Origin of the sequence: Magnetospirillum sp. (genome assembly GCA_027532905.1) — a bacterium.
In the GTDB taxonomy this organism is placed as follows: Bacteria; Pseudomonadota; Alphaproteobacteria; order CACIAM-22H2; family CACIAM-22H2; genus Tagaea.
On sequence record JAPZUA010000001.1, the window covers coordinates 856,666 to 872,790 of the forward strand.

The following is a 16,125-nucleotide window of genomic DNA, read 5'->3' on the forward strand; positions in this document are numbered from 1 at the left end:
TGAGATCCTAGAGCCTCTCACACGTCGAGATTGGCCACTTTGAGCGCGTTCTCGACAATGAAGTCGCGACGCGGCTCGACGACGTCGCCCATCAATGTGGTGAACACGCCGTCGGCGTCGGCCGTGTCGGCGACTTTTACCTGCAGGAGATGGCGCGCCTGAGGGTCGAGCGTCGTCTGCCAAAGCTGCTCGGGATTCATTTCGCCAAGACCCTTGTAGCGCTGGAAGGTGAGGCCTTTTTTGCCCGCCTCCAGCACCGTGTCGATGAGCTTGATCGGCCCGACGACGTCGACCGCGCTGCGGTCTTTGGTTTCGAGGCGCGCGCGTTTGGCGTAGAGCGACTGCAATTCGGCCGCCATCTCGACAAGTCGGCGGGCTTCGATCGAATTGATCGTGACGGCGTCGATCGAAGCGCGGTCGGTTTCGCCGCGCAGCTTGCGCTCGAAATGCAAAGCGCCGTCCTTCGCACTGCCGACCCAGCCTCGCTCGGTTTCCGGTGCCAGCACGTTGAGACGCTTCGCGATTACGTCGGCGATCTGCTGGGCCTGGTTCGCATCGGCGAGGAAGCTCGGATCGAGGGCGCCCAGGATCGCAGCCTGCTCGACCGCATCGCGCGAGCCCACACGGCGCGCAAGGGCCAGGATCATCGATTTGGCCGCGCGCGCGCGTTCGACCGCCGCACGCAGATCGGGGCCGGCGCGCATCGCACCGTCGGCCCCGGTCAAGGTCATGCCTTCGATGCCGCCCGCGATCAGATGGTCTTCCATCGCGCGCTCGTCCTTGAGATAGACCTCGGACGAACCCTTCTTGACCTTGTAGAGCGGCGGTTGGGCGATATAGACGTAGCCCTTCTCGATGAGGTCGCGCATCTGGCGATAGAAGAATGTCAGCAGAAGCGTGCGGATATGGCTGCCGTCCACGTCGGCGTCGGTCATGATGACGATCTTGTGGTAGCGCGCCTTGGCGACGTCGAATTCCTCGGTGCCGATGCCCGTCCCGATCGCGGTGACGAGCGTGCCGATTTCGGCCGAAGACAGCATCTTGTCGAGCCGTGCGCGCTCCACGTTGAGGATTTTGCCTTTGATCGGCAGGATCGCCTGGTAGGCGCGGTTGCGCCCCTGCTTCGCCGAGCCGCCGGCGGAATCGCCCTCGACGATGAACAGCTCGGACTTGGCCGGGTCGCGCTCCTGGCAGTCGGCAAGCTTGCCGGGCAGCGACGCCATGTCGAGCGCGCCCTTGCGGCGCGTGAGTTCGCGCGCCTTGCGGGCGGCCTCGCGCGCGGTCGCGGCCTCGACGATCTTCTGCACGATGCGCTTGGCGTCGGCAGGGTGCTCGTCGAACCATTGCGTGAGCTTGTCGTTGCAGATCTGCTCGACGACGGGCCGCACTTCGGAGGAGACGAGCTTGTCCTTGGTTTGCGACGAGAATTTGGGGTCGGGCACTTTGACCGACAGCACGCAGGTGAGCCCCTCGCGCGCATCGTCGCCGGTCAGAGAGACTTTTTCCTTCTTGCCCGCATTCTCGCCCGCCACGCGCGCGATGGTGCGCGTGAGCGCACCGCGGAAGCCCGCCAGATGCGTGCCGCCGTCCTTCTGCGGGATGTTGTTGGTGAAGCACAGCATCGTCTCGTGGTAGGCGTCGGTCCATTCCATCGCCACTTCGACAGTGATGCCGTCCTTCTCGCCCTTCATCGTGACGGGCGCGTGGATCGCCTGTTTCGAGCGGTCGAGATAGCGCACGAACGCCTCGATGCCGCCTTCGTAGTGCAGCTCGACGCGCTTGGGCTCGACGCCGCGCGCATCCGACAGCACGAGCCGCACGCCGGAATTGAGGAACGCCAACTCGCGCAAGCGATGCTCGAGCGTGTCGAAATCGAACACGGTCTTGGTGAAGGTTTCAACCGACGGCAGGAACGTGACTTCCGTGCCGCGTTCAGCACCGGCCGGCCCCGTTTCGGCGAGCGGAGCCACGGCCACGCCGTGGCGGAACTCCATCGCATAGGCCTTGCCGCCGCGCCAGATGCGAAGGGTAAGCACCTGCGACAGCGCGTTCACGACCGACACGCCCACGCCGTGCAGACCGCCCGAAACCTTGTAGGAGTTCTGGTCGAATTTGCCGCCCGCATGCAGCTGCGTCATGATGACTTCGGCCGCCGACACGCCTTCTTCCGTGTGGATGTCGGTCGGGATGCCGCGCCCGTTGTCGCGCACCGTGACCGAGCCGTCTGCATTGAGCGTGACGCCGATCGAATCGCACCAGCCCGCCAGCGCTTCGTCGATCGCGTTGTCGACCACCTCGTAGACCATGTGGTGAAGGCCCGTTCCGTCGTCGGTATCGCCGATATACATGCCCGGGCGCTTGCGCACGGCATCGAGGCCGCGCAGCACTTTGATGGAATCGGCGCCGTAGGCGGCGGAAGCGTCTTCGATGTTCTTGGCGGGTTCGGTCATTTTCGCGTGTCTCGCAGTCTTTCAGGCAGCAACAATGCCGCCCGCCTCGACGCGCAGCAGATGCGCGCGTCCGGCGAGCGGGGCAAAAGCTTCGGGATCCGCACCGCTCGCCCAGAACTGCGCGCCCAGAGCGAGCAGTTCGTCGAACAGATGGGTGCGGCGGGCGGGATCGAGATGGGCGGCGATTTCGTCGAGCAGCAGCAAGGGCGGAGCCCCGTGCTCGGCGGCCAGCTCGCGCGCATGCGCAAGCACAAGCGAGACGAGCAGCGCCTTCTGCTCGCCCGTCGAAAGCTGGGCAGCGGGCGCATTCTTCTCGCGCCAAGTAACGGCCAGATCGCCGCGATGCGGGCCGAAGGCGGTGGTGCCGCTCTGCGCGTCGCGCGCGCGGTCGGAAGCCAGGCGCGCACGCGCGAAATCTTCGAGCGCCAAAGCGGGCATGGTTGCGCACAGCGTTTCGATTTCGCCGGCAAGCCCCAAAGACGGCGTGGGGAACGGGCCCACATTGGCACACGCCGCACGGTCGAGCCGCGCCACGAGCTGGGCACGCGCGATCGCGATGGCGACACCGTGGCGCGCCAGCGAATCTTCGAGGGCTGCGAGCCAATCGCTGTCGGCGCTGCCGTCGGCCAGCAGACGGGCGCGCTCGCGCAACGCGTGCTCGTAGGAGGCGACTTGCGTGGCGTGTTCGGGATCGAACGCATAGGCGAGCCGGTCGAGAAAGCGGCGGCGCGCCCCCGCCCCTTCGGCAAACAGCCGGTCCATCTCGGGCGTGAGCCACACGACGGCAAGGTGTGCGGCCAAGCCCGCCTGCCCGCGCATCGGCTTGCCGTCCACGCGCACGACGCGTTTTTCGCCGTCGCCGCGCCCTGTGCCGATACGAACCGTGTCGCCTTGCGTGACAAGCTCGGCCGAAACCGCCCACGGGTTTTGCGAACCGTGGCACTCGACCTCGCGCCCGCGCGCCCGACGCAATCCCTTGCCGGGGGCAAGAAACGACAAGGCTTCGAGCAGATTGGTTTTGCCGGCCCCATTCGGCCCCACAAGGGCCACGGGGCCAGCCGGGACCTGCAGATGCAGTTCGCGGTAGCTTCGAAACGCGACGAGATCGAGCCGCGTGACGGCCAAGGACGCACGCGAAAGCCCGGCCTGCGCCGGAAAAGCCACGATGCGGGCGGGTGCCGCCGTCACATCAAACGCGCATCGGCATGAGGACGTAGAGGGCACTCGCATCGGCCGAATCGCCGAGGATCGTGGGCGAGGCCGCATCGGCCATCTTGAACGCCGCGTTCTCGCCCTCGAGCTGCTCGGCAATATCGAGCAGATAGCGCGCGTTGAAGCCGATCTCGAGTGCTGCGCCCTGGTAGGCGATTTCGATTTCTTCGCTGGCAGTACCCGCATCGGGGCTGTTGGCGGTCAAGGTCAGCAGATTCTTCGACAGCGCCAGTTTCACCGCACGCGACTTCTCGGTCGAGATCGTCGCCACGCGGTCGACCGCAGCGGCGAACAGACGCCGATCGACTTCCATCGCCTTGTCGTTGCCCGACGGGATCACGCGCTCGTAGTCAGGGAAGGCGCCGTCGATGAGCTTCGATACGAGCACGGCCTCGCCGAAAGCAAAGCGTACGCGCGTGTCGGACAGCGTAACCTGCACCGCCCCTTGCGCCTCGTCGATGAGCTTGCGCAGTTCCATCACGGTCTTGCGTGGCAGGATAACGCCGGGGATGTTTTCGGCCCCTTCGGGCAACGGCATTTCGATGCGCGCCAGGCGATGGCCGTCGGTCGCGACTGCGCGCAGCACCTTGACGCCGTTCGAACTGGCCGCATGCAGATAGATGCCGTTGAGATAGTAGCGCGTCTCTTCGGTCGAGATCGCAAAGCGCGTCTTGTCGATTAGCGTCTTGAGGTCGCCTGCCCCGATCTCGAACGCGTGCGGCAATTCGCCCGCCGCCATTTTCGGGAAATCGTCGGCCGGCAACGCGGCAAGGCCGAAGCTCGAGCGACCGGCGCGCAACGCGACCTGGCCCTTTTCGGCCGACCATTCGAGCCCGACCTGGGCCCCTTCGGGCAGCTTGCGCACGATTTCGTAGAGCGTGTGCGCCTGCACGGTCGCGGAACCCGGCTTGGCAATTTCGGCCGCCACGGTTTCGACGAAAGCCACGTCCATGTCGGTTGCCGTCAGCGCGAGCTTGCCCGCACCGCCCTTGGCCGCCGAGGCTTCGAGCAGCACGTTCGACAGAATCGGGATCGTGTTGCGGCGTTCGACGACGCTCTGGACATGGCCCAGCGCCTTCAGCAAAGCGGCGCGCTCGATCGTGATTTTCATAGCGGGAACAATCTCGGCAAAAGGGTTGTCGCGCGAATCGATTTTTCAGCGCCTGAGTATAGCAGAACCGTATGCCGACAAAAGCCCCGCAATTGCCGAGGGAGGCCGCGAAAAGCTGCTATTTCAGGGCTTTGCGCGCAAGCTCCGCCAGTGCGATGCGGATCGCCGCAAGCTGCAGACGCAAGCCCATCGAGGCGGCTTTTTCCGGCCCCGCAAGCGTGCCGCGGCGCAGGGCGTCGGCGACCATTTCAGGTGTGGCCGGCACATGCACGAAGCCGCACGGACGGACTTCGGCGCGCCCCACGAGATGGTAGAAAACGGCATTGCACAGATAGCGCCCGGCATCGTCCGACAGGCGCGCCGGAATGCCCGCCGCCAGCAGGCGCTTGAGGATCGCAGGATAGGGCAGGCTGCCGCTGCGCGCGGCAGGCCCGCCGCGCAGGATCTTGCCGGTCGGGCTCTTGCCGTCATTGTCCGGAAATGGAAATTTGAGCGCGTTTTGCGCCGTGCGCTCGAGCCGGATGCAGCTTTCGCCGCCCGCAAGCCCCAGGGCCAGGATCGCGGCTGGCTGGACCTCTTCGAGGAGTGCCTCGAGGGCGGTTTCGATCTTGCCGATCGAAACCGGCAGCACGCGCCCGACCACGCGCGCATCGCCGACCCAGTCGCCGTCAAGGCGCTTAGCGAGGCTTTCGGTCGGGTTGGTGCGGTGCGGCCCAAACGCCTCGAACCCGGTCAGCAGCAAGCGCGGGACACGCGCGGCCAATTCAGGCCTCCAGCATGCGCCGCAGCAATTCGACGTCTTCGCTGAACGCCGCGTCGGCCGCACGCAGCTCGTCGATCTTGCGCACCGCATGCATCACGGTCGTATGGTCGCGACCGCCGAATTTGCGGCCGATCTCGGGCAGCGAGCGGCTGGTCAATTGCTTGGCCAGATACATCGCGACCTGGCGCGGGCGGGCGACTTGGCGGGCCCGGCGCGGCGAGTGCATGTCGGCGAGGCGAATCGCAAAATGCTCGGCAACCTTCTTCTGGATCTCCTCGATCGTCACGCGGCGATCGGAGGCGCGCAGCAGATCGTGCAGCACTTCTTGCGCACTCTCGAGACCGATGGGCCGGCCCACGAGCGTGGAGTGCGCGACGATGCGGTTGAGCGCACCCTCGAGTTCGCGCACGTTTGCCACGATCTTGTGCGCAAGAAACTCGAGCACCTTGGGCGGCATCGGCGTGCCGAGCTTCTCGGCCTTCGACTGCAGAATGCCCAAGCGCAGCTCGTAGGTTGTGGGATGGATGTCGGCCACAAGCCCCCAACCGAGGCGCGAACGCACGCGGTCTTCGAGACCTTCGAGATCGGCCGGGCTCTTGTCGGCCGACAGCACGATCTGCTTGTTCTGGTCCACGAGCGCGTTGAAGGTGTGGAAGAATTCTTCCTGCGTGGCGTCCTTGCCGGAGATAAACTGCACGTCGTCCACGAGCAGCACATCGACCGAGCGGAACTGCTCCTTGAAGGACATCGTGTCCTTGAAGCGCATCGCGCGGATGAACTGGTACATGAATTTTTCGGCCGACAGATACACCACGCGGCGCTGCGGATTGCGCTTGCGGATGTGCCAGGCCATCGCATGCATGAGGTGCGTCTTGCCGAGACCCACGCCGCCATAGAGGAACAGCGGGTTGAACGGCACCTTGCCCTCGTCGGCCACGCGGCGGGCGGCTGCAGCGGCGAACTCGTTCGACTTGCCTTGCACGAAAGTTTCGAAGGTGAAGCGCGGGTCAAGAGGTGCGCCGAAACTTTCGACGTCGTCCTGCGTGCGGCCGATCATCGCGGTCTGCAGGGCCGTCTGCGCCGAAGCATTGGCGGCCTGCGGCGAGGCGGCCATGCGGTTCGCCGCCTGGCCGTTGGCGCTCGCCGACGTGTTGGCACTGCCATAGACATTGCGGGACGCGGCCGACGCGGTCGGGCGCTGCGCCGTACCGGTGGCCTGGACCGGTGCGGGTGCTTGGTTGCCGGCGGCGGCCTGGACCAGGATCTCGACCGTGCGCACCATTTTGTTTTCCGCGCGCCACAAGGTCTTGATGCGGTCGGCGTAGTGCTGGCGCACCCAATCCTGCATGAAGCGCGTGGGCACTGCGATGCGAGCGACGCCGTCATCGATGCCGATCAGCGTCAGCGGCTTCAACCAGCTTTTGTAGGCGGCTTCGCCGAACTCGCCCTTGAGACGGGCGCGCACGCGCACCCATTGGGCTTCCAAGGAGGGGCCGAAATCTTGCGGACGCATGGCGGCTACTCCTGCGTCCAGGCGAGGCCGGCGGCTTTCCAGCCGCCCGACTGGCCGCGATGGCCGGCCGCATCGCGGTCGCCCTCGAAGCCGCCCGCAAGATTGTAGGCGCGGGTGAACCCGTTCGACGTCATCGCGATCGCGGCCGATTTCGAGCGTCCGCCGGAGCGGCACAGGAAAATCGCCGGCGCGTCTTTTTCGACCGCACTCGCGATCGCGGCCGCGAACTGCGGATTGGGTACCATCTGGGCGCGGCCGTCCAAACTCGTCGAATAGTTCTGCCACGAAACGTAGAGCGGCGCCTTGCCGAGCGCGGCGAGGCTGGCCACGCCCACGAACGTCCATTCCGCACGGCTGCGAACGTCGATCAAAACGGCGTTCTTCTCGCGCGCCAGCATGTCCCACGCTTCGCGCGGCGACAGATCGCCCGAATAGCCCAACTCGTGGCCGTCGCCTGCGGCCTGCTCTGCTGATTTCGCCGTATCGCCCATCGTACCCAACCGTTCTGTCGTCTCGTCGCCCGCTTGTCGTTCACGCAGAATGTAAACCGCGTGCTCGGGATCTCTCTCGTGTGCCAGTCATGTTTGCGCGCTGCAGAAGGCTCCGGGCCGAAAGGCTCGGCAGCTTCGCGCGCAATGGGGAACGTATGACGTTCCCCCGCTTGACCCGCGTCAGCTGAAGGCTGAGCGGCGCGTTCGCGCGCGATAGGCGATCAGGCGGCGATCGAAATACGAGCGACGGCGGGCGACAAGCGCATCGGAGTTGTTCACGGGAAAAGACCCCTGTCGTTGCGTCTGTTGGCGTTCAGACTTTTTGTGGTTGAGCGCGGCCGATGCGCGCGGCTTTTTGGCGAGAGCGAAACGTGACGAATTTTCGTACATGCAACCCATCGTCCCGTCCTGCTTTCCTCGCGCGCCCTTGCCGAGGGGGCGCAAAACTCGATCGGCATTTCGTTCGCGCTGCGAAGCACTCGACTACGCGCATTCGCGGCGTCACGAAGACGCAAAATAAAACACGGCGCTTGGCCGCAAGCAACAGGTCCGTTGTGCGAACAAGCGAATCGCATCGCATGTGGCACGGATACGACGCGTGGAAGTTTTGAAATTTTATTTGCGAAGAATGGAGAAAACTTCAGACGCGCTTTCGCACGCGGAGATTCAATGACTTGCACGACGATGCGCGTGCGGAGCGGCAACTTTGCGGACGGCGTTTGCGCATCCGCGAAGCTGTTGCCCAAAAAATCAAGCGCCGTCTTCGAGGTTTCGAAGACGGCGCTTTGTCGTCTGGAAGATTTTCGCGCGCAAGGAATTGCGAGCGAGGCGGATCTCGAAGCGTCAGGCCTTGATCGCCTTGATACGCGCCGACAGCCGCGAGATTTTGCGCGACACGGTATTCTTGTGCACGATGCCGACCTTGGCGGTGCGCATCAAAATCGGCTGTGCGGCCTTGAGGGCTGCAGCGGCCGCAGCCTTGTCGCCCGAGGCGATCGCTTCTTCGACCTTCGTCACGTAGGTGCGCATGCGGCTGATGCGCGTGCGGTTAACTTCCGTGCGGCGCAGCGTCTGGCGCGCGGCCTTCTTTGCGGACTTCGTATTCGCCATGGTCTTTCGATCTTTCGGTTGCGGCAGGTCTGTCGATCACCGACAGGTCTGCATTTCGTTCAAAGGGGTCTTCGCGGCAGCCGCCGGGACCGCCCAAAAAGGTCGCGCGTTATAGCCCCCCCGGGCAGGGGGCGTCAACCCCGGCCGATCAGCGGTTTTTCCAGACCGGCGGGCGCTTTTCGACAAAGGCGGCCATGCCTTCTTTTTGGTCTTCCGTCGCGAAGGTCGCGTGGAACACGCGCCGCTCGAATTTGATGCCCTCGGCAAGCGTGGTCTCGTAGGCGCGGTTGACCGCTTCTTTGGCCATCATGACGATGGGCTGCGACAGGCCCGCGATCTTTTCAGCCGTCTTGGCGGCCTCAGCGAGGAGGTCGGCCGCAGGTACCACGCGGCTAACAAGGCCCGCGCGCTCGGCCTCGGCCGCATCCATCATGCGGCCGGTGAGGCACATCTCCATCGCCTTGGATTTGCCCACAAAACGCGTCAGGCGCTGGCTGCCGCCAGCCCCCGGGATCGTGCCGATCGTGATTTCGGGCTGGCCGAATTTGGCTGTGTCGGCAGCAATGATAAAGTCGCACATCATGGCAAGCTCGCAGCCGCCGCCGAGTGCAAAGCCAGCCACCGCCGCCACGATCGGCTTGCGGCAGGTCGTGACCCGCTCCCAGCCCTTGGTGATGAAGTCGGCGAGATAAACGTCCATGTAGGACGACGTCGCCATCTCCTTGATGTCGGCCCCGGCGGCAAAGGCGCGCTCAGAGCCGGTCAGCACGATGCAGCCGATATTGGGATCGGCTTCGAACGCGTCGAGCGCCAAGCCCAGTTCGGCGATCAGGGCAGCACACAGCGCGTTCAGCGCCTTGGGCCGGTTCAGCGTGACAAAGCCGACCTTGCCCTTGGTTTCGACCAGGATGTTTTCGTAGGCCATCGGCGCAATCCTCATTCGGGTGTCAGAAAAAAGCGGACCTTGACGGTGCCGCGCGCGTCGGGCGGGTCGGCGTCGATCGCGAGTTTCTCGCCCTCGCGCACGAATACGTTGCCCGTCGTCGCGCGTCGCCAGCCGAGTTCGAGCAACGTGCGCGCATAGAACGTCGCGACGGCCCCCGCCGGCACGCGGCCTTCGGCGAGCGCCTCGACCACGCGCCCTTGCGGACTGTCGAACACGCTTGAGTCGCCGGTTTGCGCCAGGCCCGGCATTAGCGGCAGATCGTCGATGCCGTCCACGAAGCTTTGCGCGGCCACCGGCACAGCCAGCAGCAGCAACCCGAGCACCAGCGTGGCAAGCATGCGCATGGCGTCTTTCATACGTCAGCGCTGGCGCTTGGGACAATAGAAAGTCGAGCGCCCGGACTGCACGATGCGCTTGACGCTTTTGCCGCAATCGCAACCCGGGCACGGCTGGCCCTCGCGGTCGTAGACGCGCCATTGATGCTGGAACCAGCCAAGCTCGCCCGAGGCTTGCACGTAGTCGCGCGCCGACGAGCCGCCGGCTTTGATCGCGTCCTCGAGCGTGGCCTTGATGGCAGCGCACAAAGCAACCGCGCGGGGCCCCTTTACGGTCGAGGCTTTGCGAAGTGGGCTCAAGCCCGCCCGGAACAGTGCCTCGCACACATATATATTTCCGAGACCAGCCACATTGCGTTGGTCGAGCAAGGCCGACTTCAGCGGGCTCTTGGTGTGGGAAAGCGCTTGTTCGAGGCTGGCCGCATCGAACGCCGCATCGAGCGGCTCGGGGCCGAGTTCGGCAAAGCGCTTGTCGGCGGCAAGATCCGCCGTGTCGAGTGCGTCGACCACGCCGAAGCGGCGCGGATCGGTGAAGCGGATCGTGGCACCGGCATCGGTGACGAAATCGACATGGTCGTGCGGACCTGGCGCCGGGGCATCGCCGGGGAGCAGCACAAGCCGCCCCGACATGCCGAGATGCACAAGCACGCTTGTGCCGCGATCGAGGCCGAGCACAATCCATTTAGCGCGGCGCTCGACGCTCTGCACCACCGCCCCCACCACGCGCTGCACAAAGTCGGGGGCAATGGGCGTGCGTATGTCCGCGCGGCGCAAGACCACGCGTGCGAGGCGCTGCCCTTGCAGGTGCGGGCGCAGGCCGCGCACCACGGTTTCGACTTCGGGCAGTTCGGGCATGATCCTGCCACCCTGCCCAACTGTTCTCCCAATTTCCAGTGCGGCTTGCTATGGTGCGCCCCGCAAATGACCCAAGCTTCTGACGAAACGACCCATTTCGGCTTCCGCGAGGTGCCCAAGACCGCCAAAGCGGGCTTGGTGCGCGAGGTTTTCGATTCCGTCGCCGGGCGCTACGACCTTATGAACGACGTGATGTCGCTGGGCGTGCACCGGCTGTGGAAACAGGCGTTTGTGCACCAAGTGGCCCCGCGCACGCGCGAAAAATTCATCGATCTTGCCGGCGGGACTGGCGACATCGCGTTTGCGCTGGGCGAGGCCGGCGCCGACGTAACCGTGTGCGACTACAATGCGCAGATGCTCCAGCAGGGCCGCAAACGTGCTGCCGACAAGGGCGTGACCGACGGCCCGCTGTGGGTTGCGGGCGATGCGATGGCGCTGCCTTTCCCCTCCGCCTCGCGCGATGCGATCACGATCGCGTTCGGTCTGCGCAACGTTACCGAGCCCGCCAAAGCGCTTTCCGAAATTCGCCGCGTGCTGAAACCCGGCGGGCGCTTTTTCTGTCTCGAATTCAGCCAGGTCGCCGTCCCCGTGCTCGACCAGCTTTACGACGCCTATTCCTTCAATGTGCTGCCGCGCCTGGGCCAATGGATTGCCGGCGACGGCGATTCTTATCGCTATCTCGCCGAAAGCATTCGCCGCTTTCCAAGCCAGGATCGGCTGCTTGCAATGCTGGGCGAGGCCAAATTCGGCCAGACCGGCTATCGCAATCTTTCGGGCGGCATCGCCGCGATCCATTGGGGCTGGCGCACCTGATGCTGGGCTTCAATCTGCCCGGCCGTTTGGTGCGCATCGCAAAGATCGCGCGCACGCTCGTCGCCTACGACGCGTTCGAGGCGTTGCGCCTGCCGGAGCTTTCGCCGATGGCCGCCCGCTTGGCCGCACGGCTGCGGCGGCGCGATTTGCCGCAGCGCCCGGGCCAGCGCCTCGCACTCGCTTTGGCCGAGCTCGGGCCCGGCTTCGTCAAATTGGGTCAGGTGCTGTCCACGCGCGCCGATCTCGTTGGCGAAGCGGTCGCGGGCGATCTCACCAACCTGCAAGACCAAGTGCCGCCATTTCCCTTCGCCGAAATCGAAGCCACGCTTGAACGCGAGTTCGGCCGCCCGTTGGCCGAGCTCTACACCTCGATCGACCGCACCGCGATCGCCGCCGCCTCGATCGCGCAGGTGCATTTTGCGGTGGCGCTGGACGGGCGCGAAGTCGCGGTCAAGGTCTTGCGCCCGGGTGTGGAAGCAGCATTTGCGCGCGACGTCGATCTGCTCGCGTGGTTCGCAAGGCTTGCCGAGCGCTTTGCGCCGAGCCTGCGGCGCTTGAAGCCGCAGGCGGTGGTCGAGACCTTGGCGCAGACCGTGCGGCTCGAGATGGATCTGCGCCTGGAGGCGGCCGCCTGCGACGAGCTTGCGCAGAATTTCAAAGACGACGCCGAATTCCGCGTGCCCAAAGTCGATTGGACGCGCACCGCCAAGCGCGTGCTGACGACCGAGCGCGTGATCGGCATCCCCATCGACGAGCGTGAAAAACTGATCGAGGCGGGCCACGATCCGCAAGAAATCGTCGCCAAGGCCGCACGCGCCTTTTTCCGCCAGGTTTTCCGCGACGGCTATTTCCATGCCGACATGCATCCCGGCAACATGTTCGTGGCGGCCGACGGCGCTTTGGTCGCGGTCGATTTCGGCATCATGGGCCGCATCGACCGGCCGACGCGCATCGTGCTGGCCGACATGCTGGCGGGTTTCCTCAACCAGAATTACCGGCAGGTCGCCGAGGTGCATTTCCGCGCCGGATTCGTGCCCGCCTCGCAGGATATCGGCGCGTTTGCGCAAGCAGCGCGCGCCATCGCCGAGCCTATCCTGGGCCTGCCGCTCGAAGAGATTTCGCTCGCGCGCCTGCTCGCCCAATTGTTCGAAGTGACCGAGCAGTTCCAGATGGAAACCCAGCCGCAATTGCTGCTCCTGCAAAAGAGCATGCTGGTCTGCGAGGGCGTGGGCCGCGCCCTCGATCCACACATCAATATGTGGACGCTCGCCCGCCCCCTCATCGAAGACTGGATGCTTGCCAATCGCGGGCCTTTGGCGCGGCTTGGCTTCGGCAGCGAAGCGTTGCTGGCGCGCCTTGAAGACCTGCCCGGCCTCGTCGCCAATCTCGACCGCGCGGCAGCCCAGATCGCCGGCGGCGGCGTGCGCCTGCATCCCGACACGCTGGCCGCCTTCGGCGCCGGGCGCCAAGCCCCGCACTGGCCCTGGCTCGTGGCGGGTTTGGTTTTCGGCGGGTTGGCGGTCTGGCTTTTCCATTGAGCGATTCCCTGTTGCACGCAGTGTAGTTTGTGGTTAGATTTACCCCCTTGCTTTTGGGTAAATCAGCATGCTTGCCGGCAAACGCGTCCTTCTGATCATCGGCGGCGGGATCGCCGCCTATAAGTCGCTCGATCTCATTCGCCGCCTGCGCGAAGGCCTGGCATCGGTGCGCTGCGTGCTCACCCCGGCGGCCAAGCAGTTCGTCACACCCCTGTCGGTCGGCACGCTGTCGCACGAACGCGTCTACGACGATCTGTTCGACCTCACGGCCGAGCACGAGATCGGCCATATCCGCCTTGCCCGCGAATGCGATCTGGTGCTGGTCGCACCCGCGACAGCCGATCTTCTGGCCAAGATGGCGTTGGGGCTCGCCAACGATCTTGCCAGCACGGTGCTGCTCGCAACCGACCGACCGATTTTCGTGGCCCCCGCCATGAACCATGTGATGTGGGGCAACGCCGCCACGCAAGAAAACGTCGCGAAGCTGGCCGCACGCGGTGTTGCCATCCTCGGCCCCGACGCCGGCGAATTGGCCGAGGGCGAGATCGGCCTTGGCCGCATGCGCGAACCGGCCGCCCTCGTCGCTGCCATCGCCCAGCATCTGGCGGCGTACGCGCCGCTCGCCGGCAAGCGGGCTCTTGTCACCAGCGGCCCCACCTACGAGCCCATCGATCCCGTGCGCTACATCGCCAACCGCTCGTCGGGCAAACAGGGCCATGCGATCGCTGCCGCCCTTGCGAGCTTGGGGGCTGAGACCACGCTCGTGAGCGGGCCCACGCGCCTCGCCGATCCGCCGGGCTGCCGCGTGGTTCATATCGAAACCGCGCAAGAGATGCTGGCCGCAAGTTTGGCCGCGCTGCCCGCCGACATTGCCGTGTGTGCGGCTGCCGTCGCCGATTGGCGCCCGGCTCATGCGGCCGCCGCCAAGCTCAAGAAAGACGGCTCGGCCCCGCAGGCTTTGGCACTCGCCGAGAACCCCGACATTCTGGCGACCCTTGCGCAGAACGTGGCGCGCCCGCGCCTCGTGGTCGGGTTTGCCGCCGAGACCGACGATTTGCTCGCCCACGCCGCCGCCAAGCGCGTGCGCAAAGGCTGCGACTGGATCGTTGCCAACGATGTCTCGCCCGAAACGGGCACATTCGGCGGCGACGCCAACACGGTGCATATCCTCGATGCGGCCGGCACGGAAACCTGGGCGCCGATGTCCAAAAAAGACGTCGCAGCCCGCTTGGCCGCGCGCATCGCCAAGGCGCTCGCATGACCGCAGCGCCCGTCAAAATCCCACTTGTGCGGCTTCCGCATGCAGCCGACCTGCCGGTGCCGAGCTACGCGACGGCGGGGGCCGCCGGCCTCGATCTATTGGCTGCGATCGACAAACCGGTCGATCTGGCGCCGCGCCAATTCAAGCTGATCCCGACAGGTATATCGATCGCCTTGCCGCACGGGTTCGAGGCGCAAGTGCGCCCGCGCTCAGGCCTTGCCCTCAAACACGGGCTCACGATCCTCAATTCGCCGGGCACGGTCGATGCCGACTATCGCGGCGAGATCGGTGCCTTGCTCATCAATCATGGCGAAGCCGTCATTCGCCTCGAACGCGGCATGCGCATCGCCCAGCTGGTGATCGCCGCCGTCGCCCAAGCGCATTTCGTCGAATGCGCGTCTCTCCCCCCCACGGTGCGCGCCGAAGGCGGCTTCGGCTCGACAGGAACATAGGAACCTCAAACCGCCATGCTTCGCCTGACCAAAAAACTGCTGTTCGGCCTCGAAGCCGTGCTCGACATCGCCTACAACGCGAAGGCGCGTCCCGTGCAGGCCGCCGCCATCACGCGCCGCCAAGGCATTCCGAAACGCTATCTCGAACAGGTGCTGCAAGCGCTGGTGCGCGACGGCATGCTGATCGGCCAGCGCGGCCCCAAGGGCGGCTATCGCCTTGCCAAGGAAGCGAGCGCCATTTCGGTCGCCGACATCGTGCGCATCGTGCGCACCATCGAAGCCACCCCCGATCCGCTGATCGGCGCACCGGCCTCGGCCCTCGGCCATCGCATCGTGCGGCCGATCTGGCAGGATCTGCAGGCCCGCCAGATCGCAGCCCTTGAAGCCTTGTCGCTCGCCGATCTCATCGAGCGCGCCAAGTCGCAGGGCGTCGAGGCGGAGACGTAAAGCAGCGATGGACTCGGCGAATGGATCGGCGGGCGCCTTCAAGGAGCTCAGCGACGCGCAATTCACGCGCTATGCGCGCCATCTGATCCTCGACGAGGTCGGCGAGGAAGGCCAAGCCAAGCTTCTCGCCGCCCGCGTGCTGATCGTGGGTGCGGGCGGCCTCGGCTCGCCCGTCGCCCTCTATCTCGCGGCGGCCGGCGTGGGCACGCTCGGCCTCGTCGATTTCGACGTGGTGGATGCCACGAACCTACAGCGCCAGATCCTGCACGGTACCGCCGATATCGGACGCGCCAAGGTCGAGAGTGCGGCCGACACGCTGAAGCGCCTCGACGCCGACATTGCGATCGAAATCCACCGCACGCGGCTCGACAAAAGCAACGTCGACGCGCTCGTGCGCGGCTACGATCTCGTGGTCGACGGGTCGGACAATTTCGCCACGCGCTATCTCGTGCACGATGCCTGCTTTTTCGCGCGCAAGACGCTCGTGGCCGGCGCCTTGCTGCGCTTCGAGGGCCAGCTTTCGACCTACAAAGCATATGCGGGCGAAACGGCCTGCTATCGCTGCCTGTTCCCCACCCAGCCGCCTGCCGACCTCGTTCCGCGCTGCGAAGAGGCGGGCATTCTGGGTGCGGTTGCGGGCGTGATCGGCACGCTGCAGGCAACCGAAGTTCTCAAAGAGTTGCTGGGATTGGGCACGAGCCTTGCCGGGCGGCTGCTGATCTACGATGCGCTCGACACCAATTTCCGCAAGATCGCCGTCCCGCGCGATCCTGCCTGTGCGCTGTGCGGAACCCGGCCTACGATTCTGCCGCCCGCACCATAAGCGCA

At 65.5% G+C, this 16,125-nt stretch carries 16 protein-coding genes; 6 read left to right on the forward strand and 10 right to left on the reverse strand.

Going from position 1 to position 16,125, the window contains the following annotated elements; translation table 11 throughout:
- Positions 1 to 17: 17 nt before the first annotated feature.
- From gyrB to mutM, 10 genes are all read right to left on the reverse strand, one after another.
- The gene (gene gyrB, locus O9320_04135) at positions 18 to 2,450 is read right to left on the reverse strand and encodes a DNA topoisomerase (ATP-hydrolyzing) subunit B (GenBank protein MCZ8310017.1); all 2,433 of its coding nucleotides are present in this window, start codon (positions 2,448 to 2,450) and stop codon (positions 18 to 20) included.
- 21 nt (positions 2,451 to 2,471) lie between these two features.
- Complete coding sequence (recF, locus tag O9320_04140; GenBank protein ID MCZ8310018.1) at positions 2,472 to 3,638, reverse strand: DNA replication/repair protein RecF; 1,167 nt, start codon at positions 3,636 to 3,638, stop codon at positions 2,472 to 2,474.
- Position 3,639: 1 nt separating this feature from the next.
- Positions 3,640 to 4,773 (reverse strand): DNA polymerase III subunit beta, encoded by a 1,134-nt coding sequence (gene dnaN / locus O9320_04145; GenBank protein MCZ8310019.1) that lies wholly within the window; start codon positions 4,771 to 4,773, stop codon positions 3,640 to 3,642.
- Positions 4,774 to 4,891: 118 nt separating this feature from the next.
- Complete coding sequence (locus O9320_04150; GenBank protein MCZ8310020.1) at positions 4,892 to 5,536, reverse strand: pyrrolidone-carboxylate peptidase; 645 nt, start codon at positions 5,534 to 5,536, stop codon at positions 4,892 to 4,894.
- A 1-nt stretch (position 5,537) separates the two neighbouring features.
- Positions 5,538 to 7,049: a chromosomal replication initiator protein DnaA gene (gene dnaA / locus O9320_04155; GenBank protein ID MCZ8310021.1), complete on the reverse strand. Its 1,512-nt coding sequence runs from the start codon at positions 7,047 to 7,049 to the stop codon at positions 5,538 to 5,540.
- 5 nt (positions 7,050 to 7,054) lie between these two features.
- The gene (locus tag O9320_04160; protein MCZ8310022.1) at positions 7,055 to 7,540 is read right to left on the reverse strand and encodes a rhodanese-like domain-containing protein; all 486 of its coding nucleotides are present in this window, start codon (positions 7,538 to 7,540) and stop codon (positions 7,055 to 7,057) included.
- 843 nt (positions 7,541 to 8,383) lie between these two features.
- Entirely contained in the window at positions 8,384 to 8,650 is a 267-nt protein-coding gene (rpsT, locus tag O9320_04165; protein ID MCZ8310023.1) for a 30S ribosomal protein S20, read from the reverse strand.
- Positions 8,651 to 8,798: 148 nt separating this feature from the next.
- Entirely contained in the window at positions 8,799 to 9,575 is a 777-nt protein-coding gene (locus O9320_04170; protein MCZ8310024.1) for an enoyl-CoA hydratase, read from the reverse strand.
- A gap of 11 nt (positions 9,576 to 9,586) precedes the next feature.
- A complete protein-coding gene (locus O9320_04175; protein MCZ8310025.1) occupies positions 9,587 to 9,940 on the reverse strand; it encodes a hypothetical protein in 354 nt (117 codons plus the stop codon).
- A gap of 15 nt (positions 9,941 to 9,955) precedes the next feature.
- Positions 9,956 to 10,786, reverse strand: coding sequence for a bifunctional DNA-formamidopyrimidine glycosylase/DNA-(apurinic or apyrimidinic site) lyase (mutM, locus tag O9320_04180; GenBank protein MCZ8310026.1), 831 nt, complete (start codon positions 10,784 to 10,786; stop codon positions 9,956 to 9,958).
- Between the two features lie 66 nt (positions 10,787 to 10,852).
- Here mutM and ubiE point away from each other — a divergent pair, with 66 nt between their 5' ends.
- The 6 genes from ubiE (at position 10,853) to moeB (ending at position 16,120) form a co-directional block, all read left to right on the forward strand.
- The gene (gene ubiE, locus O9320_04185; GenBank protein ID MCZ8310027.1) at positions 10,853 to 11,599 is read left to right on the forward strand and encodes a bifunctional demethylmenaquinone methyltransferase/2-methoxy-6-polyprenyl-1,4-benzoquinol methylase UbiE; all 747 of its coding nucleotides are present in this window, start codon (positions 10,853 to 10,855) and stop codon (positions 11,597 to 11,599) included.
- On the forward strand, positions 11,599 to 13,137 hold the full coding sequence (gene ubiB, locus O9320_04190) for a 2-polyprenylphenol 6-hydroxylase (GenBank protein ID MCZ8310028.1): 1,539 nt from the start codon (positions 11,599 to 11,601) through the stop codon (positions 13,135 to 13,137). The genes ubiE and ubiB overlap by 1 nt, the downstream gene beginning before the upstream one ends.
- Positions 13,138 to 13,204: 67 nt before the next feature.
- Positions 13,205 to 14,398 carry a bifunctional phosphopantothenoylcysteine decarboxylase/phosphopantothenate--cysteine ligase CoaBC gene (gene coaBC, locus O9320_04195; GenBank protein ID MCZ8310029.1) on the forward strand — a complete coding sequence of 398 codons (1,194 nt, stop codon included), beginning with the start codon at positions 13,205 to 13,207 and terminating at the stop codon, positions 14,396 to 14,398.
- Complete coding sequence (gene dut, locus O9320_04200) at positions 14,395 to 14,850, forward strand: dUTP diphosphatase (GenBank protein MCZ8310030.1); 456 nt, start codon at positions 14,395 to 14,397, stop codon at positions 14,848 to 14,850. The genes coaBC and dut overlap by 4 nt, the downstream gene beginning before the upstream one ends.
- Before the next feature lie 15 nt (positions 14,851 to 14,865).
- Positions 14,866 to 15,297: an Rrf2 family transcriptional regulator gene (locus tag O9320_04205; protein ID MCZ8310031.1), complete on the forward strand. Its 432-nt coding sequence runs from the start codon at positions 14,866 to 14,868 to the stop codon at positions 15,295 to 15,297.
- A gap of 7 nt (positions 15,298 to 15,304) precedes the next feature.
- On the forward strand, positions 15,305 to 16,120 hold the full coding sequence (gene moeB / locus O9320_04210) for a molybdopterin-synthase adenylyltransferase MoeB (protein ID MCZ8310032.1): 816 nt from the start codon (positions 15,305 to 15,307) through the stop codon (positions 16,118 to 16,120).
- The last annotated feature ends 5 nt before the right edge of the window (positions 16,121 to 16,125 follow it).